At 54.7% G+C, this 25,861-nt stretch carries 28 protein-coding genes and 1 riboswitch (1 of these 29 only partly in view); of the genes, 11 read left to right on the top strand and 17 right to left on the bottom strand.

Going from position 1 to position 25,861, the window contains the following annotated elements:
- On the bottom strand, positions 1–372 hold the 5' end (the start) of the coding sequence (locus RGB73_RS06115; protein ID WP_310770102.1) for a nucleotidyltransferase-like protein. 492 nt of this gene lie to the left of the window's left edge; 372 of the gene's 864 nt are visible here — the first part of the coding sequence; its start codon is at positions 370–372; its stop codon lies beyond the left edge, outside the window.
- Positions 373–488: 116 nt separating this feature from the next.
- On the opposite strand from RGB73_RS06115, the gene RGB73_RS06110 reads away from it, so the two are divergent.
- Positions 489–863 (top strand): YgzB family protein, encoded by a 375-nt coding sequence (locus tag RGB73_RS06110; RefSeq protein ID WP_310774159.1) that lies wholly within the window; start codon positions 489–491, stop codon positions 861–863.
- A 112-nt stretch (positions 864–975) separates the two neighbouring features.
- Here RGB73_RS06110 and RGB73_RS06105 read toward each other — a convergent pair whose 3' ends face one another.
- From RGB73_RS06105 to nth, 3 genes are all read right to left on the bottom strand, one after another.
- Positions 976–2,733, bottom strand: a complete 1,758-nt coding sequence (locus RGB73_RS06105) for a glycosyl hydrolase family 18 protein (RefSeq protein WP_310770100.1) — start codon at positions 2,731–2,733, stop codon at positions 976–978.
- Between the two features lie 329 nt (positions 2,734–3,062).
- Entirely contained in the window at positions 3,063–3,497 is a 435-nt protein-coding gene (gene perR, locus RGB73_RS06100; protein ID WP_310770098.1) for a peroxide-responsive transcriptional repressor PerR, read from the bottom strand.
- Positions 3,498–3,654: 157 nt separating this feature from the next.
- Positions 3,655–4,338 (bottom strand): endonuclease III, encoded by a 684-nt coding sequence (gene nth, locus RGB73_RS06095; RefSeq protein ID WP_310770096.1) that lies wholly within the window; start codon positions 4,336–4,338, stop codon positions 3,655–3,657.
- A gap of 127 nt (positions 4,339–4,465) precedes the next feature.
- Here nth and RGB73_RS06090 point away from each other — a divergent pair, with 127 nt between their 5' ends.
- Positions 4,466–5,380: a complex I NDUFA9 subunit family protein gene (locus RGB73_RS06090; protein WP_310770094.1), complete on the top strand. Its 915-nt coding sequence runs from the start codon at positions 4,466–4,468 to the stop codon at positions 5,378–5,380.
- A gap of 117 nt (positions 5,381–5,497) precedes the next feature.
- Here the strand turns inward: RGB73_RS06090 and RGB73_RS06085 are convergent, their stop codons facing one another.
- The 5 genes from RGB73_RS06085 to bcp all read right to left on the bottom strand — a co-directional run bounded on the left by RGB73_RS06085 (position 5,498) and on the right by bcp (position 8,759).
- Positions 5,498–5,725, bottom strand: a complete 228-nt coding sequence (locus RGB73_RS06085; RefSeq protein WP_310770092.1) for a hypothetical protein — start codon at positions 5,723–5,725, stop codon at positions 5,498–5,500.
- 85 nt (positions 5,726–5,810) lie between these two features.
- Positions 5,811–6,359 (bottom strand): cob(I)yrinic acid a,c-diamide adenosyltransferase, encoded by a 549-nt coding sequence (locus RGB73_RS06080; protein WP_310770090.1) that lies wholly within the window; start codon positions 6,357–6,359, stop codon positions 5,811–5,813.
- A gap of 45 nt (positions 6,360–6,404) precedes the next feature.
- Entirely contained in the window at positions 6,405–7,166 is a 762-nt protein-coding gene (locus RGB73_RS06075; protein ID WP_310770089.1) for a class I SAM-dependent methyltransferase, read from the bottom strand.
- A 10-nt stretch (positions 7,167–7,176) separates the two neighbouring features.
- Entirely contained in the window at positions 7,177–8,229 is a 1,053-nt protein-coding gene (locus tag RGB73_RS06070; protein ID WP_310770087.1) for a M42 family metallopeptidase, read from the bottom strand.
- 59 nt (positions 8,230–8,288) lie between these two features.
- Positions 8,289–8,759, bottom strand: a complete 471-nt coding sequence (gene bcp, locus RGB73_RS06065; RefSeq protein WP_310770085.1) for a thioredoxin-dependent thiol peroxidase — start codon at positions 8,757–8,759, stop codon at positions 8,289–8,291.
- Between the two features lie 186 nt (positions 8,760–8,945).
- Between bcp and RGB73_RS06060 the strand changes: the two genes are divergently transcribed.
- Both RGB73_RS06060 and RGB73_RS06055 read left to right on the top strand, forming a co-directional pair.
- Positions 8,946–9,563 (top strand): helix-turn-helix domain-containing protein, encoded by a 618-nt coding sequence (locus RGB73_RS06060; protein ID WP_310770083.1) that lies wholly within the window; start codon positions 8,946–8,948, stop codon positions 9,561–9,563.
- Between the two features lie 92 nt (positions 9,564–9,655).
- Positions 9,656–10,297, top strand: a complete 642-nt coding sequence (locus RGB73_RS06055) for an HAD family hydrolase (RefSeq protein ID WP_310770081.1) — start codon at positions 9,656–9,658, stop codon at positions 10,295–10,297.
- 90 nt (positions 10,298–10,387) lie between these two features.
- Here RGB73_RS06055 and proS read toward each other — a convergent pair whose 3' ends face one another.
- The 7 genes from proS to RGB73_RS06020 all read right to left on the bottom strand — a co-directional run bounded on the left by proS (position 10,388) and on the right by RGB73_RS06020 (position 17,697).
- Positions 10,388–11,854, bottom strand: coding sequence for a proline--tRNA ligase (proS, locus tag RGB73_RS06050; protein WP_310770079.1), 1,467 nt, complete (start codon positions 11,852–11,854; stop codon positions 10,388–10,390).
- A 303-nt stretch (positions 11,855–12,157) separates the two neighbouring features.
- Positions 12,158–12,763: an ECF transporter S component gene (locus tag RGB73_RS06045; protein WP_310770077.1), complete on the bottom strand. Its 606-nt coding sequence runs from the start codon at positions 12,761–12,763 to the stop codon at positions 12,158–12,160.
- A gap of 253 nt (positions 12,764–13,016) precedes the next feature.
- Positions 13,017–13,170, bottom strand: a riboswitch (FMN riboswitch).
- A 100-nt stretch (positions 13,171–13,270) separates the two neighbouring features.
- On the bottom strand, positions 13,271–14,023 hold the full coding sequence (locus tag RGB73_RS06040; protein ID WP_310770075.1) for an SDR family NAD(P)-dependent oxidoreductase: 753 nt from the start codon (positions 14,021–14,023) through the stop codon (positions 13,271–13,273).
- A 140-nt stretch (positions 14,024–14,163) separates the two neighbouring features.
- Positions 14,164–14,961, bottom strand: coding sequence for an ABC transporter permease (locus RGB73_RS06035; RefSeq protein WP_310770073.1), 798 nt, complete (start codon positions 14,959–14,961; stop codon positions 14,164–14,166).
- 6 nt (positions 14,962–14,967) lie between these two features.
- Entirely contained in the window at positions 14,968–15,762 is a 795-nt protein-coding gene (locus RGB73_RS06030; protein ID WP_310770071.1) for an ABC transporter permease, read from the bottom strand.
- On the bottom strand, positions 15,755–16,765 hold the full coding sequence (locus RGB73_RS06025; RefSeq protein WP_310770069.1) for an ABC transporter ATP-binding protein: 1,011 nt from the start codon (positions 16,763–16,765) through the stop codon (positions 15,755–15,757). The genes RGB73_RS06030 and RGB73_RS06025 overlap by 8 nt, the downstream gene beginning before the upstream one ends.
- 89 nt (positions 16,766–16,854) lie before the next feature.
- Positions 16,855–17,697: a protein phosphatase 2C domain-containing protein gene (locus RGB73_RS06020; protein WP_310770067.1), complete on the bottom strand. Its 843-nt coding sequence runs from the start codon at positions 17,695–17,697 to the stop codon at positions 16,855–16,857.
- A gap of 149 nt (positions 17,698–17,846) precedes the next feature.
- Between RGB73_RS06020 and RGB73_RS06015 the strand changes: the two genes are divergently transcribed.
- The 6 genes from RGB73_RS06015 (at position 17,847) to RGB73_RS05990 (ending at position 23,789) form a co-directional block, all read left to right on the top strand.
- Positions 17,847–19,139 carry a glutamate-1-semialdehyde 2,1-aminomutase gene (locus tag RGB73_RS06015; RefSeq protein ID WP_310770065.1) on the top strand — a complete coding sequence of 431 codons (1,293 nt, stop codon included), beginning with the start codon at positions 17,847–17,849 and terminating at the stop codon, positions 19,137–19,139.
- Positions 19,140–19,234: 95 nt separating this feature from the next.
- Entirely contained in the window at positions 19,235–19,375 is a 141-nt protein-coding gene (locus tag RGB73_RS06010) for a hypothetical protein (protein ID WP_310770063.1), read from the top strand.
- A gap of 259 nt (positions 19,376–19,634) precedes the next feature.
- Positions 19,635–20,315, top strand: a complete 681-nt coding sequence (locus tag RGB73_RS06005) for a zinc metallopeptidase (RefSeq protein WP_310770061.1) — start codon at positions 19,635–19,637, stop codon at positions 20,313–20,315.
- A 113-nt stretch (positions 20,316–20,428) separates the two neighbouring features.
- A complete protein-coding gene (locus tag RGB73_RS06000) occupies positions 20,429–21,244 on the top strand; it encodes a pyrroline-5-carboxylate reductase dimerization domain-containing protein (RefSeq protein ID WP_310770059.1) in 816 nt (271 codons plus the stop codon).
- Positions 21,245–21,268: 24 nt separating this feature from the next.
- The gene (locus RGB73_RS05995; RefSeq protein WP_310770057.1) at positions 21,269–22,120 is read left to right on the top strand and encodes an NAD(P)-dependent oxidoreductase; all 852 of its coding nucleotides are present in this window, start codon (positions 21,269–21,271) and stop codon (positions 22,118–22,120) included.
- 274 nt (positions 22,121–22,394) lie between these two features.
- On the top strand, positions 22,395–23,789 hold the full coding sequence (locus tag RGB73_RS05990) for an amino acid permease (RefSeq protein ID WP_310770055.1): 1,395 nt from the start codon (positions 22,395–22,397) through the stop codon (positions 23,787–23,789).
- Between the two features lie 93 nt (positions 23,790–23,882).
- Here the strand turns inward: RGB73_RS05990 and RGB73_RS05985 are convergent, their stop codons facing one another.
- Entirely contained in the window at positions 23,883–24,503 is a 621-nt protein-coding gene (locus RGB73_RS05985; protein ID WP_310770053.1) for a TetR/AcrR family transcriptional regulator, read from the bottom strand.
- 161 nt (positions 24,504–24,664) lie between these two features.
- On the opposite strand from RGB73_RS05985, the gene RGB73_RS05980 reads away from it, so the two are divergent.
- On the top strand, positions 24,665–25,855 hold the full coding sequence (locus tag RGB73_RS05980) for an aminotransferase-like domain-containing protein (RefSeq protein ID WP_310770051.1): 1,191 nt from the start codon (positions 24,665–24,667) through the stop codon (positions 25,853–25,855).
- Positions 25,856–25,861: the final 6 nt, after the last annotated feature.

Raw genomic sequence — 25,861 nt, 5'->3', positions numbered from 1 at the left:
ATACTCTCTACAGACGAGCTTTTTTTGAAGCGAATCAGAGAGACGGATGAGTCGCTGCTTGAGTTGCTTCATATAACCGTCCCGGTCCAGAAGTATTTCGGACCTGCGGAGCATGGCTACTAGCTTTTCATCTGTTCCGTAAACCGCGCTCTTTTCCAACTGCCAAGCGCTGATCCATTGTTCCGTAAACACCCGATCCAGGATCTGCACTCGTCTAATGGTTTCTTGAGCATCCGGTTTGGCAGCCACAATGAAATAAGAAGGACCGTCTCGAAAGGAGAAATCAGGCAACATAAGCACAGCTTGTACATCCAAACGCTTTTGAAGCAGCTCCAGATACGTCTGCTGGATCTCTTCCGGCCCTACGTCCATATCTTTCTCCCTCCCTGCCCTGGGTTGAACTTATGGATTCTACACAAGAAGTCCTTTTCCTGCTTGTCAACAGACAAATCCTTTGTGTGCTATACTGTAAGCTAGGAGGAATGATGATGAAGAAAACGGAACGCCTGAGCAAGATCAAGCGCATGCGCACTTGGGGCAACTGGAGCATGGTGATCGGCATTTTGCTGATGTACACAGGGTATGCCTTTTTTGCTGGATACTTGGACTTTATTCCTTTACTTGGCACCCTGCTCAAAGGTTCTCACATCTTCATGACACTGCTGCTGATCATCGGCTTCATTCTGACGATGGGCAGCACGGTTATGTTTATGATTTCGGGAATGGTCTCAACCTCTGCCCCGCAGGTCCAGTGCCCTTCTTGCCAAAAAGTGACCAAGATGCTGGGAAAAGAAGACGCCTGTATGTTTTGTGGGCAGCCATTGCGCCTCGAGGATGGACAACCGCAGCAAAACCAGACATAATGGCGCACCCGCTCCCATCCGTACGCAAAAAGCCACCTGCGTTCCCGTATCTACCCGGGCTAGCAGGTGGCTTTTTGTTGTTCCTACAGTTTCTCGTAAGATTATGCTTGGTCTACGGAGACTTCGCGTTGTGCTGGCTGCCTAGACCCTCCTGAACAGCCTGCCATATTTCCGGCAGTTCATAGCCCCTGCGCCATGCCGCCGCACCGGCGAGGTTGTACTTCTGTACGAGTTCCATCCGTTTTTGCATGGAGGTGACATCTTCCAGCCACATTTTATACGTATTGCCGTCCTTGGGATCTGTATATTGCACGTAGTTTTGGCCGCTCGCCTCGTCAAGCTTCGGAGTGAGCTTGCGTTCCTGGATCCACTCTTGGGCACGCGGCATCGACAGTGCTTTCGACGATACCTTTACGCTGCCGTCAGCCTGCTTGCTCTCCGTCCACAAACGAGTGTAGAAAGGGACACCCAGCAGCAGCTTCTGATGGGGGACCTCCTCCAGAACACCCTTCAGCCCATTTTCGACCCATGGCAGGGAAGCAACCGACCCCGCTTTTGGACTGGAAGCCCAGTGTTCGTCATACGTCATGACGGCCATGTAATCCACCACTTGGGCCAGAGCAGCGCGATCCAGGAACATCGACCACGTCTCGGCGGTCGATTTAATGGTCACGTCGATCGAAACAGTAAGCCCTTGCTCGTGCAAATATGGCGTCAGCTCGCGCACAAACTGAACGAGCTTCTCCTTTTCGGCCAAGTACACATTCTCGAAATCGATATTGATTCCGTCCAGATCGTACATGTTGGCATAGTGGATGAGCTGGGCAATCAGCTTGTCTCTCTTGTCGTAGCTGCCAAGCACAGACTTGGTCCAGTCCGGATTAAAGCCGTTGGTCACCAGCCCCCAGACTTTGTAGCCCCGCTGATGCGCCCATTTCACATACGCCGGGTCCGCCTTGTTTTGCAACGTTCCTTCCCCGTCCTTCAGCTCAAACCACGTCGGAGACACGACGTTGACTCCCGGTAGCGGACCGATGTCCGCCACGTTCGGAGTGCGATTCGTCACCTGCTCCCAGACGAGATTGATCTTTTGCCCAAGCGGCTTCCAGGGAGCAGACTCCCGCGCCGGTGCTGAACGGTTCAAAGCAATCTGGCGTACCTCTGTCAGTTCCACGCTCTCCTTCGGCAAAAAGCCGGCGACGCCACTCGCCGTCAGGACGCGATACCACTCATCCTCTTCGCCCAGTACATCGACTTTGCTTCCCGCCGCCAATTCCGCCACAATCGGCCTGCGGTAGGAAGCTCCTGTCCGGACGAGCTGCGGCTTGTCGCCGGAAACTGCTTTTGCCTGCTGAACGGCGTAACCGTCCTTTTCAACGATCAACACGCCCGTATCCTGTTTTTGCTCAAATGAGAACGCGTACAGTTTTTCCAGAGGAGCCAGTGGCACGTACCGCTGCCCGTCCACCTCTTTCACGGGAACCTGGAGATTGACCGGCTGCTTGTTCAAATAAGCGACCACTTGTCCGCTCTCCATCCGAAGCACCTTGTCCTTCGTAGTCACAATGACGGATTGAGTCGGTTCGTCCCAAAAAATGGAAGGGTCCAGCCGCTCCTTGATGAATTCGAACGGGAGCAATATCTGATCGGATTCAAGCACATAGGGAATCTCGGTTTGTTCACCTTCATATACGATGACGCGCTTGTCTCCATCGTACGGCTGCACATGCTCCGTAGACGCCCGCAGCACGAAAAACCAGTAGATCGCGCCAAAAACGGCGACCAAAAAGAGCAAGACCATCAAGAAAAACTGGAGCACAGGCCTGCGTCTTCTCTTGGGACGGGTAGCCAATCCTACTTCCAAGCCCATGCCTCCTCCCAACCGAACACATACCCAGCCGGATCTCCACCCTGCTGAATAGATTTATCTTTCCATCGATTCAAATGCTTCACAACCTTCTGACATGCTGGCTATACGAAAATTAGCTTCTTTACCAAAAGACGTATGAAACGTCAAAACGTTACAGGTTTAGACAAAGAGAAATCCAAATCCATGGCGCAGCCTTAACGGGAGGAGCAAGCTTTTGGGCAGGCCGTCCGACACCGGGTAGCCAGCCGTAGGCGCCACATGTGAAAAACACCTCCGTCCTCAACTTTTGTTCCGGTTGATTCCGAAGGTGCTTTCAGGATAAAGCGTTTTTAGTGGGTGTTCTTCTGACAGGCATCACAAATGCCGTATACCTCCATGCGATGGCCAGTAACTTGAAATCCGATGTCCCGTGCCGCGGAATCTTCCGCGTCCCGCAGATAAGGGAAATGAAAATCCCGGATCGCCCCACACTTGGTGCAAATCGCGTGGTAATGATCTTCTTCCACATTCGCATCAAAACGGCTGGACGCATCCCCGTAAGTCAATTCCACGACCAGTCCGGCATCTTTAAAGACGCGCAGATTGTTGTAAATCGTAGCGACACTCATGTTGGGGAACTTGCCTTCGAGAGCTTTGTATATTTCGTCTGCCGTCGGGTGAGTCATCGTCTCCAGCAAATAGGTCAAAATGGCATGGCGTTGAGGTGTCATCCGAACCCCTGTGTTTTTCAGGATTTCAACAGCCTTTTCTACACGCTGTGTCATATTGTTACACCTCACTGTCTTTCGCAAGGACAAAAGAACGGAAATGCTTCTTGTTGTCATTGATTAGAATTACTATAAATAAGTGTACGTCTACGGAGCGAAAACTATCAATATCCATTCCGACGAAAAGAATATGGAGGAAACTGGGAACCGTGCGTTACGCTTTCGCTTTCGATGCTGCCTTGGGCTTAGTTTTCGTCTTTTTCGCTTCGGCTATCGCGTATTTGCACATCGACTGAAGCGCACATTGGCCGCACTGCGGATTTCGCGCCGAGCAGACACGTCTTCCATGCCAGATCAGCCAATGGTGGGCATCCGACCATTTTTCCCGGGGAATGCGTTTCATCAGCTGGCGCTCCACTTCATCGACGTTATCGCTTTTCGCGAGGCCCAACCGGTTTCCGACGCGAAACACGTGCGTATCGACGGCGATGGCAGGCACACCGAAAGCGTTGGACAACACTACGTTCGCCGTCTTTCTTCCGACACCCGGCAGCGCCTCCAGCTCCTTGTGCGTCTGCGGCACTTCGCCGTTGTACTTCTCGTACAGGATCCTACAGGTCTCTAATATGTTTTTACTCTTATTCTTATACAACCCGAGCCCTTTTATATGCTCTTCCATTTCTTCCTGTGTCAAATGAAGGTAGTCTTCCGGTTTTTTCAACTTCTGGAACATGGGTGCGGTGATTTCGTTGACCCGTTTATCTGTACATTGCGCCGACAGGATCGTGGCGATCAGCAGCTCGAACGGGGTCGTATAGTTCAATTCACAATGCGCATCCGGATACAGCTCTTGCAGGGTATCCAAAATTTCTGCGACAGGCACTTTGCGTGTTGCCATAGCCAAATCCCCCTTTTCCCTCCATTATACCGTGGATCGTCAACCCGGCAACGCACATGGCGGGTGGCATGCATTCTCTCTGTTGAGTTACTATGGTAATGACAGTAAAGATCGGGAGGAGATGCCAATGAAAGTTTTCCTGACTGGTGCGACTGGATTCGTAGGGAAGGGGATGCTTGCGAGGCTGCAAGCGGAAGGACACCAGACAGTCTGCCTGATTCGACCTGGCTCCGACGGGAAAGTCCGGCAGGATGGAGCTGGAAAAGAGAACATTTCGTATGTAACGGGTGACCTGTCTGACTCTGAGGCTCTGAAAAAGGGGATGGCCGGGTGTGATGCGGTCATTCACCTCGTCGGCATCATCCGGGAGCAGCCCGGCAAAGGGGTCACGTTTTCCCGCATTCATGTGGCGGGGACCCGTCAGGTGGTTGAAGCGGCCAAAAGAGCGGGGATCCGCCGTTTCATCCACATGAGCGCACTGGGTTCTCGTGAAGGTGCGAGCAGCGCCTATCACCGCACCAAGTACGAAGCCGAGCAGCTCGTGCAGGCGAGCGGGATCCCGTATGTCATCTTCCGTCCCTCCGTCATTTTTGGCCCCGGCGATGAATTCGTCAACATGCTGGCCGATTTGGTTCGACTGCCCGTGACGCCTGTGCTCGGCACCGGCTCTTACCTGCTGCAGCCGGTGGCCAGGGAGACGGTCGCAGACGTGTTCGTCCAAGCCTTGACGCTTCCCGCCGCGACCAACCGGGTTTATGAAACAGGCGGTCCCGAGGCGATCAGCTACGAGCAAATCCTCGATTACATCGGAGAAGCGCTGGGGAAAAGGCGCGTGCGGAAAATCCACATTCCCCTTTCCTTGATGAAGCCGGCCATCAATCTGATGGAAGGATTCTCGTTTTTCCCGATCACGAACACCCAGCTGACGATGCTGCTTGAAGGCAACGCATGCCAGGACGGCCAACTGCTGTATGACACGTTCGCCACAGACAAAGTCGATTTTCTTGAGGGGATCTCCTCTTATTTGAGGAAAACCCGCTAGCTGCTCCCGATTCGCATCGCATCGCCAAGGAAGCCGCCTCAGAGTGGACGATATGGAGCACAATTCAGTCTCATGCCGTTTTGCATCGGCCTCTGGTCGAGCCGGCATGCGATACCGTTAGGCGTAGAAGTCAGGGCTCGCCGCCAAAAAGGGGCTGTCCAGGCTTCGGTGCATCGTAAAAACCATCAAAATATTCGGACATATTGTCAGAAGCCGGTCCGGCAAGCAAGGCTCGCTCGCCTGCCGGAGCCACAATGACCGCCGTTTCTTTTGCATGATCACCTGTTCCACACGAAACTCCAGGGCTTCTTCATAATGTCGCAGCGATTGGGAAAACTCGTTCATCCGAAGGCAACGTTTCCTTTTATCGGTCATGGCTGATCATTCCTTTGCCATTTCGCAAGGGATGATTCTTGACATTTCCTGGTGTTTATTCGTGCAAAGTCTGTTCGGAGGCTCCTGCCTGCTTGTTCACATACCGCGCTACAACGAACAGGTAATCGGACAAACGGTTCAAGTATTTGACGACCGCCTGATTCACTTGTTCCTGCGTGGCCACGTGAACCGCTTTTCGTTCCGCTCGGCGCACGACGGTGCGGGCTACATGAAAAGCCGCTGCCGCCGGATGGCCGCCTGGCAGGATGAAGTTCGTCAATGCAGGCAATTCCGCATCGAGTTTGTCGATCTGCTCCTCCAGGAAAGCCACATCCTCGTCGCCGATCGGCCAGCCTACCTTCTTGCCTTCCGGTGTAGCCAGCTCCGCTCCTACGTGAAACAGCTTCGTTTGGATGACGTGAAACACGCCGCGCAGATCTGTCCAATCAATCGATTCAGGGAGCAGCGACAAAGCCAGCCCGATCTGGGAATTCGCCTCGTCGCACGTGCCGTACGCCTCCACCCGATCCGCGAACTTCGGCACGCGAACGCCAGCCACCAATGAAGTCTCGCCTTTGTCGCCTGTTTTTGTGTAGATCTTCATCCAGATCCCTCCATTTATCCCGTTATTTCCCCGGAAATCGACAAACTACAGCGCTTCTGCCACGATAATCAGCTCGTTGCTGGAGGCGTCGAAAGGCCCTTTTGCAAAATTGCCGAAGCGCTGCGTGACTTTCAATCCGTTCAGCCGGAGCAGATGATGGAGCTCCGCCGGAAAAATATAGCGGAGCGTGAACCGTCCTGTCACCCGTTCCTTGACCAAACCGGAAGCGTCTGAGCGCTCGTAGGTCCGCGTCACTTCCGAAAGCTGCTGGAAGTGGTCATAGCGCGTGTAATCCCACATCGCCACCTCATCGCCGTCGTCCAGACGATAGGTGCCCCGCAGCGACAGCTTTTCGCTTTCCTCGTGGAAGTGTTGGATTTTCGGAACGAACACGTTCATGACGAGCTTTCCGCCCGGGGCCAGATGCCTGCGGATGCAAGACAGCGCCTTCATCTGCTCATTGATATACAACAAATGAAGGAACGAGCGAAACGGAATCATGATCAGGGAAAAGGTCTGCCCCAGATCGAAGCTGCGCATGTCTCCCTGCAAGAGGCGCAGCGAATCCGCAAGTCCCAGCTCGCTCGCTTTTTGCTTGGCCTTCGCCAGCATCTCCACAGACAAATCGAGTCCGGTCACATCGACGCCCGCCTGCGCCAGCGGCAGGGCGATGCGTCCCGTCCCGCAAGCCAGGTCCAGCACCGGTCCCTGCGCCAGCTTGGCTTGCTCCAGATAAAACTCGACGTCACCAGCCACGCCCCGCTGCGTCAAATCGTAGTAATCCGCCCATTGATACATATTGCTCATGACAACTCTCCTATGCTTGCAATTGCTCCGACCGGATGTAGGCCATGACCAGCTTGGCCGTATTCTCCAAGGCTTCCCGGTGCGTCCGCTCATGGGAGTGGGACGCGTCGACGCCAGGTCCGATCAAGCCATGGACGATGTCATAGCCAGCCCGGAGCGCAGCGCTCGCGTCCGATCCGTAAAACGGGTAAATGTCCACCTGATAGTTCAGGCCGTTTGCTTCCGCGAGCTTGGTCAAATGGGAGCGCAGCCCGTAATGGTACGGCCCCGAGGAGTCTTTCGCGCAAATGGATACGCAGTATTCATCAGTCGTCTGTCCGTCGCCGATCGCGCCCATGTCGACCGCCAAGTATTCTACGACGTTCGCGGGAATGCTCGAGTTGCCCCCATAGCCGATCTCTTCGTTGTTGCTGATGAAAAAGTGGGTCGTGTAAGGCAGCCGGGCTCCTGTCTCTTTCAGCTCTTTCAACACGCCCAGCAAAATCGCTACGCTTGCCTTGTCGTCGATGTGGCGGGATTTGATGAAGCCGCTCTCGGTGACAGTGACACGCGGATCGAACGAGACGAAATCCCCTACGGAAATGCCCAGGTCCAGCACATCCTGCTTCGTCTTCACCTTCTCATCCAGGCGCACTTCCATGTTCTGATCCGAGCGCTGTTCCTTGCCCGCGTCGCGGCCGTACACGTGCACCGAAGCCTTGGTCGACAGGATCGTCCCTGTCACCAGTCGTCCACTGCCCGTTTCCACGACACAGTGCTCGCCTTCGACGGCGTTGAACTCGAATCCCCCGATCAACGTCAGCTTGAGCCGGCCGTTGGACTTGATCTCCTTGACCATCGCTCCCAGCGTATCGACGTGGGCCGTGAGCAGGCGGGCCTTTTCCTCATTCTCGCCCGGGACCGTGGCGACGATGGCGCCCTTGTTCGTGCGCTTGAAACCGACACCCAGCCTCTCCAGCTCCTGCGCCACCCACGCCATCACTTTCGCGGTATTTCCGGAAGGACTCGGAATGTTTGCCAGCTGGCAAAAAGATTCGACGACATATTCGGTAGACACGCTCATGAACGCAACTCCTCCTGCTTTTTATATGTAAGAATCGGATTGCTTATAGCGGAGCCCGCTTACTTCTGCAGCTCTTCCTGAATAAAGACGAGCACTTCCTGCACGTGCCCTTTCACCTTCACCTTGCGCCATTCCTTGGCGATGTTGCCCTGTTTATCAATGACGAATGTCGAGCGCTCGATGCCCATGTATTCCCTGCCGTACATTTTTTTCAGCACCCATACGCCGTACGCCTCCGCCACCTGGTGGTCAGGATCGGCCAAGAGCGGAAACGGCAGCTCGTGCTTGGCCGCGAACTTGTCATGGGACTTCACTTCGTCCGGGCTGATGCCAAAAACGACCGTGTCCAGCTCGGCAAACCGGGGATGATAGTCGCGGAAATCGCACGCTTCCGTCGTGCAACCCGGCGTCATGTCTTTCGGATAAAAATAGAGTACGACATTCTTCCCCCGGTATGAAGAAAGCGAGATGGTCTGGTCGTTGCTGGCTTGCAGCGTAAAATCAGGGGCAGCCTGTCCTGTGGCAGTCATGGCTTTTCCTTCCTTTCCGTTCCCTAGTCTCCTTACATGCACTTGTTCCATTTTACCACAAGCTTACAGGCACTTCATCTCCTTACACGTTGCGCAATCCCGCAGAAAACGATAGAATTGATTGATAGTATAGAGAACGACGAAAAATCAAAATTTGGCCTAGTCAGTTGGATGGTGAGAAATGGCATGAAAGAGATTTATGAAGTGACAGACCCAGAAGCGTTGAAATCGCTTGCGATAGCCGAGCGCGTCAAAATCCTGGAACTCTTTGAGGACCTGGAGCCTCGGACAGCCAAACAAATTGCCACCGAGCTCGGCGAGAATGCTGCCCGCCTTCACTACCACGTGAAGGAGCTCGTGCGAGTCGGTTTGCTGGAACAGGTGGATACCCGCGTCAAAGGCTCCATCGTTGAAAAGTACTACGAGCCGGTAGCCAAGGTCATTCAGGTCAAGCTGCAGGTGATGATCGAGGAAAACGCCCAGCAGCTGAGCGATGTGATGTTCACGCCGTTCCGAACGACCGAAAAGGATCTCATGCGTACGTTGAACCGCTTCGTTTCCAGCGATCACGATGTCCGGAAAGAGTACAAGAACACGTTTGCCTTCAATTTGCACGAGTTTCATCTCAGCCAGGACGAGCGCAACCAGTTCGTTGATGAGCTGGCCGAGCTGCTGCACAAGTACAAGGCATTCAAAAGCGAGCCGGGGCGCCGGAAGTTCAAGTTTTTTGACGTGCTTTTCCCGATGACTCCCGCCGATCCTTCTGACGATTCGGACGAGCCGTTCGAAGATCGCGAGGAATAACGGACTTGCTTGCTGCATAAGAGTCAATGACACACCAGGAAAACCATCACCAAGCGATGGTTTTCTTTTTTTCGAGTAAAGGGGGCACTGCCATGCGCACCATCCTGTTTGATTTCGACGGCACCGTCGCCGATACGCTGCCGCTCATTTTTGCGGCCTTTCGCTCGACGTTTGCACATTTTTTGCAAAAGCAGTATTCCGATGAACAGATCGTTGCCCTGTTCGGGCCTACGGAGACCGGGATTGTCAAAAACGAGCTGCCGCCTGATCTGCACGAAGCCGCTCTGCAGCATTTCTTCACTGCTTACGACGCTCTCCATCAAGACATGCAAAACCCTCCCGAGATCGCTGCGATGCTGGAAACGTTCCGCGCTGCCGGCATCCGCATGGGGATCGTCACGGGAAAAGGCAGGCGCAGCGCAGACATCTCCCTCGCGAGAATGGCACTGTCCGCTTACTTTGAGGTGGTCGTTACCGGAGACGATGTCACGGATCCCAAACCCCATCCGGAAGGCATTTTTCTGGCGATGGAAAAACTGGGAGCTGCTGCGGAGGACACCATCTATGTAGGAGACAGTGATGCCGACGTCTTGGCGGGTCAGGCGGCGGGTGTGAAGACGGTGGGCGTGAACTGGCTGGCCGTCACCCAGAAGGCAGGGGTGTTCGATCCGCCGCCGGACTGTCAATTCTCGGACGTGCAGAGCTTTGTCGACTGGGTCATGGCTCCCCGCTGATCAGCGAAAAGGCATGCCCCGCATCATGTGCGGGCATGCCTTTTTTGTGTGGATCTCCTGCTGCTGATCGGGGATTCCACTCGTTTGCACTTAGTAGGCACGGCCAAACCAGACGGTATGCTGTGCTTTTTGTCCGCAGCAGATGCACGTTTCCTTTTGCACAGGCGGATCGAACGGGATGTTGCGGGAGGTGAATTTGGTCTCTTCCTTGACCTTTGCCTCGCACGAGTCGTCCCCGCACCAGCCGGCCAGCACCCAACCGCTGACGGCGTTTTCCTGCTCGCTCTTGGCGATATGAGCGGCAAGCTGCTCCATCGTGTCGATGTTCAGATGCGAGTTCGCCTCGCGGAAAGCCAGCGCTTTTTGGAACATGTTTTGCTGGATTTCCTCCAGCAGGCTTTGAATCGACTCGACGATTCCATCCAGCGAGACCGTGATTTTTTCTCCCGTATCGCGGCGAGCCAGGATCGCCTGCCCGTTCTCTACATCACGCGGCCCAATCTCCAGACGCAATGGCACGCCCCGCATTTCCCACTCGTTGAACTTCCAGCCCGGCGTCTCCTCGCGCAGATCGGCGCGGACCCGGACGCCCGACGCCTTGATTCGGTCGTAAAGCGGATCGAATGCCTCCATCACCTTGTCCCGCAGCTTCATCGGACCGACCGGAATCATGATTACCTGTGTAGGCGCCATCCGCGGCGGCAGCGCCAGACCGCGGTCGTCGCCATGCACCATGATCATCGAGCCGATCAGGCGGGTCGAGCTCCCCCACGAAGTCGTGTGCACGTATTTGAACGTATTGTCACGATCGAGGAACTTGATCTCGAAGCCGCGCGCGAAGTTGTCGCCCAGATAGTGGGAGGTCCCTGCCTGCACTGCTTTGCCGTCCTTCATCATCGCTTCGATGGAATACGTATCGACCGCTCCAGCGAAGCGCTCGCTTGGCGTCTTCTGTCCCTTCCATACCGGAATCGCCAGCTCCTGCTCGACGACTTCGCGGTAAATCTCCAGCATCTGCATCGTTTCCTGGCGCGCTTCTTCCTCGTTGGCATGGGCGGTGTGCCCTTCCTGCCAGAGAAACTCGGAGGTGCGCAAAAACGGCATCGTCCGTTTTTCCCAACGGAATACGTTGGCCCACTGGTTGATCAGGACAGGCAGGTCGCGGTAGCTCTGAATCCACTGGCTGTACATGTGGCCGATGATCGTCTCGGACGTCGGACGCAGAGCCAGCCGCTCTTCCAACGGCTCGCCTCCCGCCTCGGTCACCCATGGCAGCTCGGGATTGAAGCCTTCGACGTGCTCTTTCTCCTTTTGCATAAAGGACTCGGGGATCAGCATGGGAAAGTAGGCATTGCGATGTCCGGTCTCCTTGAAGCGCTTGTTCATCGCTTCCTGGATCCGCTCCCACAGCTCAAAACCGTCCGGCTTGAACACGATGCAGCCCCGAACCGGCGTGTAGTCCATCAAGTCCGCTTTGCGGATCGTGTCGATGTACCAGCGCGAAAAATCCTCCGACTGCGGCGTAATTTCCTTCACAAATGCTTTTTCCTCTTTCATGCAGGCGACAGCTCCTTCTTTCAAAGTAAATAAAAAATCCCCCATCCCAATAGGGACGGAGGATCAACATCCGCGGTACCACCCTGATTGACCGCAGCAAAAGACTGCAGTCCGCTCAAACTCGCCCGGGTAACGGCGGGGCATCCGGCACGGCTCATCGCCGGCGGCTTCAGGATGGGATACAGTCAATTCCGCCGTATCGGCCTTCCAGACAAGGGCCGACTCTCTGGGACGCGGCAAATGGCTGCGAGTCCTTTCATTGCCTTTATTAACTCAATATATTAGCAAGTCAGCTGGGAGTTGTCAATTTGTGGCACGGGGCCCCATTCTGGATCCCAGCTTCACGTAGACGGGATAGGCAACCAGCGAGAGCACGGCGCCTTTGAAAATGTTGAACGGAACGATTCCGTACAGGACGAGGCCCCATACGCTATTTGCCCCGAAAGTGGACAGGAGCTGGTCCATCGGCATCTGATACAAAGCCGCGTAAGCCGGGAGCAGGAAAAAGGCGTTGGCCAATGCCATCACGACGCTCATCAGCAGAGTCCCGAGGGCCAAACCGGTCATAAAGCCTTTTTTCCCTTGGCCGAGCCGCTGCATGAATACCGCCGGGAAAATAAAGCTCGCCCCGGCCACCACATTGGCCAGCTCCCCGATCAAAAGTCCGTCTGTATTTTTAAACAGCATGTGCAGTGCGTTTTTCAGGACTTCCACGATAATTCCCGCCACCGGACCGTACATGAGACCGCCGATCAGCGCGGGCAATGTGCTGAAGTCCAGCTTGAGAAAGCTCGGCATCAGCGGAACAGGGAATTCCAGATATTGCAGGATAAATGCAACCGCAGCCAGCATGGGGATCGTCACCAGCCGCTGGGTTGACCGCGATGAGTGCATCGCTGTTTCTTTCATGGGTACCATCTCCTCAGTATTGATTCTCCTTCTTTTGAGGAATGGCAACAGCCGCTTGCTTTCACACGTTCTTGGCCTGGCGAAAACGAAAAAAGCCCTGAGGAGACGCTGGTCCTCAGGGCTGATGCAGGCACATGACAAAGCTGGCGCAACAATGGGTACAAGAAACAAGAGGGCTGTCTAATCCAAATAGCACCCCTGCATCTTCTCCCGTTTGCACAGGCAAACAAGCACGCGTGTGTAACGTACTGTCGTCATCCTTCTCCCATCCAGACTGTACTGTCGGCTCCGGAATCTCACCAGATCCTGCACTCCCTGCTGTGTGTCAGCTCGGGAGGCTCGCGGGCTTACATGCACGTGGCACGATCACCGCCGGTCGGGAATTTCACCCTGCCCCGAAGGAATGTGTGGTTGTATGCTGTTCATTATACTGCGGTTCATTTTGATTTGACAATAGCCGATGACAGGATCCTGCACTTTTCGGCAGGCGGCGAAAAAACGTTTCCCTCATCTACCAAACAGCCAACCGCCGTTCACATTCAAAATTTCCCCGGTAACGTAGGAGGCCTCGGGAGAAACCAGATACCATACAGCCGCTGCTATATCCTCCGGCAGCCCCACCCGTCCCGCAGCTGCTTGGGCGCTTACTTGTTTCAAGCGCTCCTCTGTCACCCCACCCGCAAAAAAACGGGTTCGGTCGATAAGTCCTGGCGCTATGGCGTTCACGGTAATGCCCTCGCCCCCCAGCTCGCGAGCCGCCGAGAACGTCAGCCCGTGGATGCCGGCCTTTGCCGCCGCATAAGCGAGCGATCCCTTGCTGCTGCCCCCGGTGTAGGCTGCAATCGAACTGATATTGACGATCCGTCCACCGGGACGCCGCAAATGGGGGGCAGCTGCCACCGTCATGAGAAATACGCTCTTGAGGTTGACGTCGATCACCTCGTCCCAAATCTTCTCCGCTTCGCCCAATGGCATTTGGGTGGTAACTGCACCGCTTGCTCCCGCGTTGTTGATGAGAATGTCCACGACTCCCGTTCGTTCCACGACGGATTTCACAGCAGTCTCGACATCTGTCGGACTGGTGACGTCCGCCCGAATCCAATGAATGTCTCCGCCGAGCTGGTCAGCCGCTTCCTGCAATGCTTTCTCCCTGCGCCCCAGGATCGTGACATCCACCCCGTTCTCTGCCATTTTCCGGGAGATTGCCATCCCGATTCCGCTGCTGCCTCCCGTTACAATTGCCGTGCGCTTTCCGCCCATACCGCCGCCTCCCAGTCCATGGCTTTCTTGAGTGTCATTGTACTATCGGGAGAATGAAGAAGAGAAATATCTTTTTTGCCCGGATGTAATCCAAAAAACGTATGAATGGGCCGACTGTCTCCAACAAAAAAGAGCGGGTCCTAAGACCCCGCTCCCCTGTATTTGCTGACACCCCAGTTCCAGACCAACAGGCCGATGCCGAAGAATATCACGGCCATTACCGGCGTCATCGCCGCGTAGCCGTACCACATCTCTTTGCGCAAGAAGTAGGCTGCCGGATAAACGCCGACGAAGGCGAAAGGCAGCACGTACGTCAGCACGAAGCGAATGACCTTGTTGTAGACGTCTACCGGATAGCGGCCGTACTGCTGGATGTTGTAAATCATTGGAGTGATGCCTGTGCGCGAATCCGAGAAAAAGCTGATCGCGGAAATCGCAGTGTACACGCCGCCGTAAATCAATGCCCCGCTGACGGCGAGCACAATAAAGATAAACGGATCGTACCAGGTAATGCTGAGCTTCAGCTGAATGGCCGCATAGCCCATGATGATCAGTCCGGAGATCACCCCGAATATTCGGTCAGGGGCGATCGACTCCAGACAGACCTGCGCCAGATTGTAAAGCGGCCGGGTCAGGATCCGGTCCATTTCCCCCCGGATGATGTAGCGCTCATTGAAGTCCCAAAAGCCGAAGAAAATCGAGAACAGCGCATAGGGCACCAAAAAGAACCCGTAGATGAAAATAATCTCGTCCCTCGTCCACTCGCCCATGAGCGGCACATGCTGGAATACGACGATGATAAAGACGAGGTTGATCAGCTCGGAAATCAGGTTGGAGACCAAATCCCCGAGAAAATCCGCCCGGTACGCGAGACGAGTCTTGAAATACTGCCCCAAGTAGTCGCCGAAGACGCGAAAGATATGTCGCAAGTTTTGCATGATGTCTTACCCTCCCTGTACGACGAGCCGATTGCGGGCCATTCGCCATAAAATCAGGATGGGTACCAAAATGACGAACATCCAGATGACCTGAAAGCCGATGAGCTCCAGGGCCCGCCCGGACGTAATCGCCCCTGTGAAAATCAGGCTCGGATAGTAGTTGACGGCCTGAAACGGCAAAAAGCCCATTACGGTCTGTGCCCAACCCGGGAAAAAGCTGATCGGGAGCACCAGTCCGGACATGAGGTCCACGATGACGCGCTTGGCCCGCATCATGCCGTCATTGCGGAACAGGAAAAACGTGAACAGCCCCGTCAACAGGTTGATTTGCGTATTGATCAGGAACGCGAACAGAAGACTGAGCAAATACAGCCCCCACGCCTGCCCCGTAGCAGGGAAGTGGAACGGGATGATCAGGCTGATCAGGAAAATGCCCGGACCGGCAAAAAACAACAGCCGGAAGATGCCTTCCCCGAATGCTTGCGCCGTCTTCACCGAGAGGTAATTGTAGGGGCGGATCATTTCGATCGCGACCTTCCCCTCCCGCACGTCCTGGGCGATTTCCATATCGATGTTGTTGAAATAAAAGGCGCGGGACATCCAGGCGATGGCCACGTAAGACGTCATCTGTTCGACTGTGAGACCCCCGAGCTGCTGCTGGCCGCCGTAGATGGCCCCCCACAAGAAGTAATACGCCCCGATGTTGATCGCATAAATGATAATCCCGCTGTAATAGTTGACACGATACGCCAGCATGGTCAGAAAACGCATGCGGATCAATTCCATGTAAAGCCTACGCATGTTTCGCTACCTCGCCGTCCGTCTGATAAATATTCCGCACGATGTCCTCTGTGCTCGTTTCCATGATTTTGACATCGCTCACTTCAAACGACGACATCACGGTAGAGAGGACGAAGGGAAGCATCTCCTGGCTGCGGGGCACCTGCACGGTCAGGCTGTAATCGTTGATCTGCTCGATCTCGCATGGGGTGTCACCCAGCACCCGGCGCAAGTCTTCCACGGACGTGCGCTTTTTCATCTGGAACGAGACTTCCGTGCCATTTCCCCAGCGTTCTTTCAAATCGCTCAGGAGGCCGTCGAAAATGAGCTTGCCTTTATCCATGACCAGCACTCGCTTGCAAAGCGCTTCGATGTCTGAGACGTCATGGGTGGTCAGGAGGATCGTCATGTTTTCCGTCTCGTTCACGTTGCGCAAAAACTCGCGGATCTTTTGCTTGACGAGCACATCCAGACCGACTGTCGGCTCGTCGAGGAACAGCAGTTTCGGCTTGTGAATGAGCGAAGCGGCCACTTCGCAACGCATCCGCTGGCCCAGGCTCAGCTTGCGCACAGGCTGGCTGACGAACGAGCCGATATCCAGCTCCTCGATCAGGCGGTCCAGCCATCGGTCGCCTTCTGCGTTATCGACCTTGTAGACGCTCTTCAGCAAGCGAAACGACTCCAGCGGGGACAAATCCCACCAAAGCTGCGAACGCTGGCCAAAGACAACGCCGATGGAACGGACGTAATCTTCCCGCTCTTTGAACGGGACGTATCCATTGATGACAATATCCCCGCTGCTCGGGGTGAGAATCCCGGTCAGCATCTTGATCGTTGTGGATTTTCCCGCACCGTTCTCCCCGATCAGCGCGAACATTTCTCCCTCTTCCACTGTAAAGGACAGGTTGTCGACCGCTTTTACGGTCTTGTATTCGCGGCTGAACAGGTCGCGAAACGCTCCCCCGAGACCGGATCTGGACTGGTGGATGCGGAACTCCTTTTGCAAATGTTTGACTTGAATCATGTTTTACCGTCCTTTTATCTTCTTGGCATTCCAACTGCTAGTGTATAGGAGGAATTCCCTTTGTGCAAAATTCAATGTGCTGGAAACTGTTAGGAGAGGTACAAAACAAGGCCGGTTTTATCGTCCGACTTTTTGAAACGGGCGTAGTGAAGGCACTCCGGATCGCCGTTTTCCAGGGCGAGCAGCTCGTCAGTGTAGCGCTGCAGGCCCTTGTGCACGATCGGGAGGACCGTGTCTTCCCATCTGGGCACCTCTCCCCCGAAGGAACGCGGGTAGAACAGACCGTCTGTCAGCAGTACGACGGCACGTACGTCGGTTCGGTTGATTCGGCCGTACTCGATGTAGTCCGAACAGGCCTCCTCTCCGTTCAACACGCCGTATCCTCCCGGCTCGTTGGCCTGATAGCGATTCGAGATGAGGATGTCGCGACAGTGCTCTGCGATCTCGGCATGAGTCCGTATGCCCTGCTCCATACACCATTGCCACCTGGCGAAAGCCGCCTGCTCCAGATGGCTGACCTGAGGATGGGTCAAAGGCCGTACCGTGTCGTCTCCGTACACGGCGAAAATCATACAATCCCCTGTCTGGGCGTATTCGACATGCCCCTCGCGCAGGCGAACCGCCGCGCAAGCCGCCCCCCACAGCTCCTCCTTTTTGGTGAGATCGATTTGCACCTCCTGCATGCGGTCATGGATCCGTCCGTTGGCTGCGACCAGCAAATCCGGCAAGCTCTGGTCCCCATCCTCTGCCTCCAGATGCTCCTTTACGAGAAGGGCAGCGATCGCACCGCCCGTCAGTCCCGCTTCGTCTTCGTACGAGACCAGGGAGGATACACCATCTACGACGGCAAACAGCTGCTTCGCCTGATTCGTGACATAGGCGTCTTCATTCATTTTGCCGCTTCCGGTGACAGAGATGCATTCCATTTTCATCGGACAACGCCTTCTCTCGTTTGGATTCAATCGCTCGAAAATTGTATCATTTTTCCTTTTTCCAATCCATACACCCCTGTGGATTCCCACCGACTCTTTCTGCTGTGGTAAGATAGGGAAGGACTTTTTGGACAGAAAGAGGGAAAACCATGAAACGAGAACGATCCGAGCACTTGCACAAGCAAGCGATGGATGTAATCCTGGGCGGAGTCAACAGCCCTTCGCGTTCCTTCAAGGCAGTGGGAGGCGGCGCTCCCGTCACGATGGAGCGAGCCCAGGGAGCCTATTTTTGGGATGTAGACGGAAATCGGTACATCGACTATTTGGCTGCTTACGGCCCCATCATTACCGGACACGCTCATCCGCACGTGACACAGGCGATTTGCGACGCAGCGGCAAACGGCACGCTATACGGGACACCTACCCCTTGGGAGGTGCAGTTCGCCACCATGATCCGCGAAGCTATCCCGTCCATGGAACGAATCCGCTTCAACAACTCCGGTACGGAAGCCGTGATGACTTGCATCCGCGTGGCGCGAGCCTACACAGGCCGTGTCAAAATCATCAAATTTGCCGGATGCTATCACGGCCACTCGGACCTCGTGCTGGTGGCGGCGGGCTCCGGTCCTTCCACGCTGGGCATTCCCGACAGCGCAGGGATTCCGCAAAGCATCGCAAACGAAGTCATTACCGTACCTTTCAACGAACCCGAAGCGTTCGCCGAAGCAATCAAGCGCTGGGGACATGAAACGGCTTGCGTGCTTGTCGAGCCAATCGTCGGCAACTTCGGAATCGTGACGCCAAAGCCAGGCTTCCTGGAGGAAGTAAACCGCATCGCCCACGAAGCAGGCGCTCTCGTCGTCTACGACGAAGTCATCACCGCTTTCCGTTTCTGCTATGGCGGAGCGCAAAATCTGCTCGGCGTCGAGCCCGATCTGACCGCGCTGGGGAAAATCATCGGCGGAGGCCTGCCGATCGGCGCATACGGCGGACGCAAGGAAATCATGGAGCAGGTGGCACCGCTCGGCCCTGCTTATCAAGCCGGAACCATGGCGGGCAACCCCGCTTCCATCCGCGCCGGAATCGCCTGCCTGGAAGTACTCGGTCAGCCGGGTGTGTACGATGAATTCGAACGCCTGGGCTCCATGCTGGAAGACGGGATTCGCCAGGCTGCGCAAAAACACGGGGTCACCATTCAGCTCAATCGCGTAAAAGGGGCCATGGCCGTGTACTTCACCGACGAGCCGGTGTACGATTACGACGGGGCGCAAAAGGCCGACGGCGAGCTGTTCGCCCGCTTCTTCCGCCTCATGCTGGATGAAGGTGTCTGCCTCGCTCCATCCAAGTACGAGGCGTGGTTCGTCACGACCGCCCATACGGAAGAAGACATCCGGGAGACGATCGCCGCAGTCGATCGATCCTTTGCCGCGCTTCGCGGCTGATTGTTTTGCGAACGCGCAAGAAAAGGTTTCCTCGGGCCGTTTCCCGGTGAGTGGGCATACTACTTTTACAGTTACCCACGAAGGAGGGATCTTCCGTGTCAAAAGGTGAACATACGTATCCGCAAGCTCCTGAAAAAACGATGGATCCCAAGATGAGCTCCAAAATGATGGAAGTCGTCGGTTTCCAGAAGCCGAGAAAGACCGAGCACCACAAAACGCAAAACCACGATCGCTGACAAACGGCAGCAGGCGCATTCGCACCGGGAACGAGGTGGAATGCGCCTGTTTTTTGCTGCCGCCTTCAAGAACAGAGGCTCCGTTCCTTTACCTTGTCATATAAGCACACAGTAATATTGTCAAACCCGGCGGCGAATTGTACAATAAAAACATGAAACTGTCAGAGAAACTGCTCGTATAGATTGATGTAGGACAAAATGAATAGACTGTTTCTTGAATCGTGAAATTGCTTACGATTACCATAAGGAGTGATTGAGAATGTTGTTCCACCCCATGGACTTTTTGATCATCATTGCGTTCCTGTTGTCGCTCTGGGCGCAATTTCGGGTCAAAGGAACCTTCAACAAATTTGCCGATGTGCCCGTTTCCTCCGGGATGACCGGCGCTGAAGCCGCACGTCGTATGCTGGATGCCAACGGTTTGACGGGAATTCCCGTCGAGCATATCCCTGGTACGCTGACAGACCACTACGACCCGACTTCTCGCGTCGTGCGCCTGTCTGACCCTGTATACTTCGGCCATTCCATCGCCTCGCTGTCGGTTGCTTGCCACGAGGTGGGCCACGCCATCCAGCACAAGGTTTCCTACCCGATGCTCGTAGCGCGCCACAAGATTTTCCCTGTGGTCAACTTCGCTTCCGGCATCGCTCCGCTGCTGCTGTTGGCCGGTTTCTTCTTCCATATGACGGGGCTGCTGCTGATCGGGATCATCTTCTTCTCCGCAGCTGTCGCCTTCCAGCTGATCACGCTGCCTGTGGAGTTTGACGCCAGCAGCCGCGCGAAAAAGCTGATGGTACAGATGGGCTTCATCCGCAACAACGAAGAAAAAGGAGCCAGCAAAGTGCTCGGCGCGGCCGCTCTCACGTACGTAGCCGCCACGTTGATCTCCGTATTGGAGCTGGCGAAGTACATCATGATTTTCCGCAGCGAAGAAGACTAAGCGATTGCCCAAAACGCACAGCGACGGTCTTGCAAAGGTACAGCTCCCTCTCGCAGGGGCTGTACCTTTTTTGTTTGGGCTGCGCTACAATGTAGGACAGGAGGTTGGGGCCAATGAATATCGGGATTATCGGACTTGGCAGCATCGGCACCATGCTGGTGAAAGCGTTTGTCAAAAGCAATGCGAGCCGGGAAGGCCGCTTGATCGTCTTTAACCGGACACGGGAAAAAGCAGAGCATCTGCAGGCAGAATACGGCATCTTGATCGCTGACTCCGCCCAGGAAGTCTGTGAGCAGGCTGACGTGGTGTTTGTCTGCACAAAACCGCTCGACATCCTTCCGCTTCTGGGCCAGCTCTCCATTCCTGTCGAGAGACATGTCGTCTCCGTCGCGGCTGGAGTCAGCATCGAGGATTTGGAACGAGTACATACAGGCGCGGTCAGCAAGGTGATTCCGACCGTGACGTCCCAAGAGCTACGCGGCGTCTCCCTGTTCACCTGCAGCCAGCGCCTATCCCGCCTGCAGCGGGAACAGTTTATCGACCTCCTCGGCGCAGTCGGTGCCATCCAGGAAGTATCCGAAGAAGTAATCGAGACGGCGACGATCTTGACGAGCAGCGCTCCAGGACTAATCGCAGGCATTCTGGAATCGTTCGCTCAGGCGGCCGTGCGCCAGTCGCCACAGCTGCCCATCGAAACGGCCCGCAGCATGCTGGTCGAGACGATGCTGGGAACAGCCTTGCTGCTGCAGAAAGAAAGACTGGGCTTCGATCAGCTGATCGAACGCGTGGCGACCAAAGGGGGAATCACGGAGGAAGGACTGCGCGTCCTCGACAAGAGTCTCCCAGCCAGCTTCGACGAGCTGTTCTCGATTACACAGGCCAAGCACGACACACTCAAGCAGCTCGTCCGAAAGCAGACGAACGAATAAGGACAAAAGAAAGGAAGAGCAACGATGAAGATAGGCTGGATAGGATTAGGAAACATGGGCATCCCAATGGCGAGCAACCTGCTTGCGGCAGGCTATGCGCTCTCTGTCTGGAACCGCACGGCCGAAAAAGCGGCGCCACTTACGGCTCAGGGAGCGAAAACCGCAAATTCGCTCGCGCAGCTTGCGAAGGAATCGGACATCTTGTTCACGATGGTCAGCGACGACGAGGCTGTCAAAGCGCTTTACGAAGGACCGGACGGCATCCTCGCTTCGGCAGGAAAAGGGACGCTCACTGTCGATATGAGCACCGTCTCCCCCGATACTTCCCGCTATCTCGCGTCTCGCTGCCATGAGGCCGGCATTCGTTTTCTGGACGCGCCGGTGTCAGGCAGCGTCGGTCCGGCCAAGGAAGGGACGCTCGTCATCATGGTCGGCGGCGAGAAAGCCGATTATGAGGAAGCAAAACCGCTGCTGGACAAGCTCGGCAAAGTGGCTCTTCATCTGGGGCCAAACGGAGCCGGCACTTCCGCGAAGCTGGCCATCAACCTGCTGCTCGGCATTACCGTCCAGGGCGTGGCGGAGACGCTCCTGTTCGCCCGCTCGCTCGGGATCAATACGGATCAGATGCTGAACATCATCTCCGAAAGCGCGGTCGGAACTCCTCTCATCCGGGGAAAAGCTGCATCCATCCTGGCTGACGACTTTCCCGCGGCGTTTGCGCTCAAGCATATGGCGAAAGACCTGCGCCTGGCTAGCGAGGCCGGCGTCTCCACTCCTTTGGCCGAATCCGCCAGCGCGAGCTACCGGCATGCCTTGGAAAACGGTCTGGGCGAGCTGGATTTGATGGCGATCCTCAAGCATTTGGAAGGAAAGTAAGGAAACAAGACCTGAACGCTAGAGAATATCCCCTCTGGGTAGACAAGAAAAATGGTCGTATAAGATGACCTACTTGTCTCGCAGCGGGGATTTTTTCATGGAGATCAGAAAAACCATCCCTGAAGATTTTAAAAATTGACACAATGTCAGTATCTAGTTATATTATTGGATATGATGTCATATTTTTTTGAAAGGGGTTACATTCGCACAAAGACGGCAATGGAATGACAGGCTGTATGAACAGAATGAAATCGGTTGAATAGGGTGATGACACATGGGGAAATTCGAAAAGGAGACAGGCCTGAAGCGCGAGCTTCGGACAGGCCAGCTGACGATGATGGCGATGGGCTGTGCCATCGGGACAGGATTGTTTTTGGGAAGCGGTCTGGCCATCGGGACGGCGGGACCGGGTGTTTTGATCAGCTATGCGCTCGGGGCGTTCATCGTGCTGCTCTTGATGGGCTGTCTGGCCGAGATGACGGTAGCCCATCCTACCTCTGGCGCATTCGGAACGATTGCTGAAAAATACATCAGCCCTGGCGCAGGTTTTCTTGTGCGCTATTCGTACTGGATCGCGAACGTGCTGGCTGTGGGCGTGGAAGTGAGCGCCATTGCTGTGTACATGAATTTCTGGTTCCCGACTGTGCCGGGAATTGTGTGGATTTTGTTTTTCGCTGCCGTGTTGATCTACGTTAATTCGACCAACGTACACACGTTTGCGACCTTTGAGTATTGGTTCTCCATGATTAAAGTAAGTGCTATTGTGTTATTTATTATTATGGGTGCATACGTCTTGATCGGGGGCCATGAGTCGTCGTTGTCTGGTTCAGAAAATTTTGCCAGTTCTGACCAGTTCATGCCATTCGGCTGGTGGGGCGTCTGGGTGGCTGTCTTTATCTCCTTATTTAGCTTCCTCGGCACAGAGCAGATTGCAGTGACGGCCGGGGAAGCAAAGGAACCGGATGTCGCGGTGCCAAAAGCATTGAAGGCAACCGTTTTTCGCCTCTCGTCGTTTTATGTATTGACCATGGCGATCATGCTGATGATCGTGCCGTGGCAATCGGCCGGTGTGGACAAGAGCCCGTTTGTGAAAGTCATGGAAATACTCAATATTCCCGGCGCTTCGGGGATTATGAACTTTATCGTTCTGACGGCTGCATTGTCATCGATGAACAGCCAGCTTTACGCGTCCACGCGCATGATGTATTCCCTGTCTCTCGGAGGGCATGCGCCCGCGTTTCTCGGAAAGCTGAGCAATAAGGGCATCCCGGCCTGGGCCCTAGTGATTTCCACCCTCGGGATCTTCGTGGCGGCAGGCGTGAATGCACTGCTTCCGGATTCCTCCTATGCGTTCATGATGGGCATTTCCATGTTCGGTTCGATCTTCACCTGGCTCATGATCTTTATCTCTCATCTGTTTTTCCGCAGGCAGTGGGAAAAAAGCGGGGGTCGCAAGCTTCCGGTCAAAATGCTCGGCTTTCCCTATTTGACGATACTCGGCGCCGTGCTTTTGCTCAGTCTGATCGTATCGACCTGGTTCACTCCGTTTCGAATGATGCTGCAATTCGGGATTCCCTGGCTGCTCTTCCTCCTTATCGCGTACGGGATATGGAAAAAGAAAAATGCGAGCCGCACCCAGCGCAGCACCAACAACAACCACTTCCAGTAAATTCGCCAGCCAACAGCAAAAAGAGCTTTTCGCTTCGGTTCAGAAGGAGCGAAAAGCTCTTTTTCATGCAAAGAGGCAGCCGTACACAGCCGATCAGGAAAGATAGAGTGCGCTTGTGTAGAGTGTCGTAATGTTCCGGACAATCTCCTGAACCGAGTGCTTGTTGCTGTTGTTCACCAGATCCCACAGGTGCGTCTCATTGAGGGCAAACCAGTTGCGGGCTACCAAATCGTGGTTCAAGTCCTTTCGGGCAAGCCCCTTTTCCTGGGAGTAAGCGACGTCATTAGAGATTTTCTCAATGAATCGTTCCCGGATTTCGTTCCATTTTTGATGCGCGATGTCGGAAAACCGGATGGCTTCCGCGAAAACCTTCATGATCGCTTGCTCTTCGATGGCGTTTTCCAAAAACAAGCGGGCCTGATTCGTAATCATGGCGATCGCCTCTTCTTTTGAGGCTGGTTCAAAGTGCATTTCCGCGATCTCGTAAAAGCGCTTCATCACGTCTTCCATCAGGACGATCAACAGCTCATCCTTGCCGGTAAAGTGGATATAGGCTGTACCGTACCCTGTCTTTGCCCGTTTGATGATCTGCGTGATGGTGGCTTTTTGAAATCCGTATTCGACGAATATATCATGGCCGGCTTCCAGTAATTTCTTCCGCGTATTGATGGAACGCAAATTCCTGCCATCTATATGATCCGTTGTTTTGCTCACGTTCTATCCCCTTTTCCGTGCATTTTCCTTCCTGACATTATACAGGAGTTTTTTAATTGACGTCATGTCATATTTATTTTATATTAATGACAACAAGTCATATTTATGTCGATTGAGGGAGATAACATTCTGATTATTATAAAAAGGGAGGAGACTGGTGTATGAGCTATCGTTTTGCTGACCGCACCAAAATGTTTAAAACGTCTGCGATTCGCGAGATTGGCGGCTTGATTCAAAAAAAGGGAGCGGGTGTCATTTCGTTTGCCGGCGGGAATCCGTTTGACGACTACTTTCCGCATGAAGAACTAAAACGGGCGTTTGAGAAGGTCTTCGAATCGGGGAAGGGAAGCCTGCAATACGGGATGACTCCCGGCTTCATGCCGCTGCGGGAATTGATCAGCGAACGGGTGAAGTCCAAGGGGATTGCCGCGAGACCCGAAGAAATCCTGCTGACGACGGGGTCGCAGCAAGCGATCGACTTGTTCAGTCGCATCATGCTCTCCCCGAACGATGTCGTTCTCACCGAAAACCCGACTTTTTTGGCTGCCGTACAGGCTTTCGAATCCTATGAGGCAAAAGTCGTCGGGGTGATCGGCGACAAAGATGGGATGGATCCGGAAGACCTGGAGAAAAAGCTGAAGCAGTATCAGCCGAAGTTCATCTATGTCGTTCCCACATTCTCCAATCCGGAAGGGAAGGTATGGAGTCTGGAGCGCCGCCGGGCCTTGCTTGAACTGGCCTACAAGTACAACACGCTCATCCTGGAAGATGACCCGTACGGCGACATCCAATTCCATGCGGATGAAACCTATACCCCGATCGCTGCGCTGGATGAGCAAAGGTCCCAGGTCGTCTACACCGGCTCTTTTTCCAAGACCGTCGTTCCGTCGCTGCGAATCGGCTGGGTGACAGGTCCTGCTCCCGTGCTGGCCCTCATGTCCCAAATCAAGGAAGCTGCCGACCTGATGTCCAGCCCGCTCAATCAGCAAGCCCTCTATTACTTGATGACCGAGATGGACCTGGACGCACACATCCGGATGCTCAGCAAGCACTATTATCAGCATATGGTCGTGATGCAGGATTACCTGAAGACGCTGGATGGAGACCTGGTTTCCTGGAATGAGCCCAAAGGCGGGATGTTCCTCTGGGCGAAGGTGCATGAAAGCATCAACACGACAGAGCTGCTCTCCAAAATACTGGAGCACGGTGTCGCTTACATTCCGGGAGCTCCGTTCTACGTAGAGAGTCCGCAGCAGAATACGCTTCGTCTGAACTTTACGCATTCCAGCCCGGAAAAAATCAAAATCGGGATGGAGCGCTTGACGGCAGCTTTCCTGCAATCGCTGAAATAACCAAAT

Origin of the sequence: Brevibacillus brevis (assembly GCF_031583145.1) — a bacterium.
In the GTDB taxonomy this organism is placed as follows: Bacteria; Bacillota; Bacilli; order Brevibacillales; family Brevibacillaceae; genus Brevibacillus; species Brevibacillus brevis_E.
The sequence above is the reverse complement of the archived record's forward strand: the minus strand, read 5'-3'. Positions and strand labels throughout refer to the sequence as shown.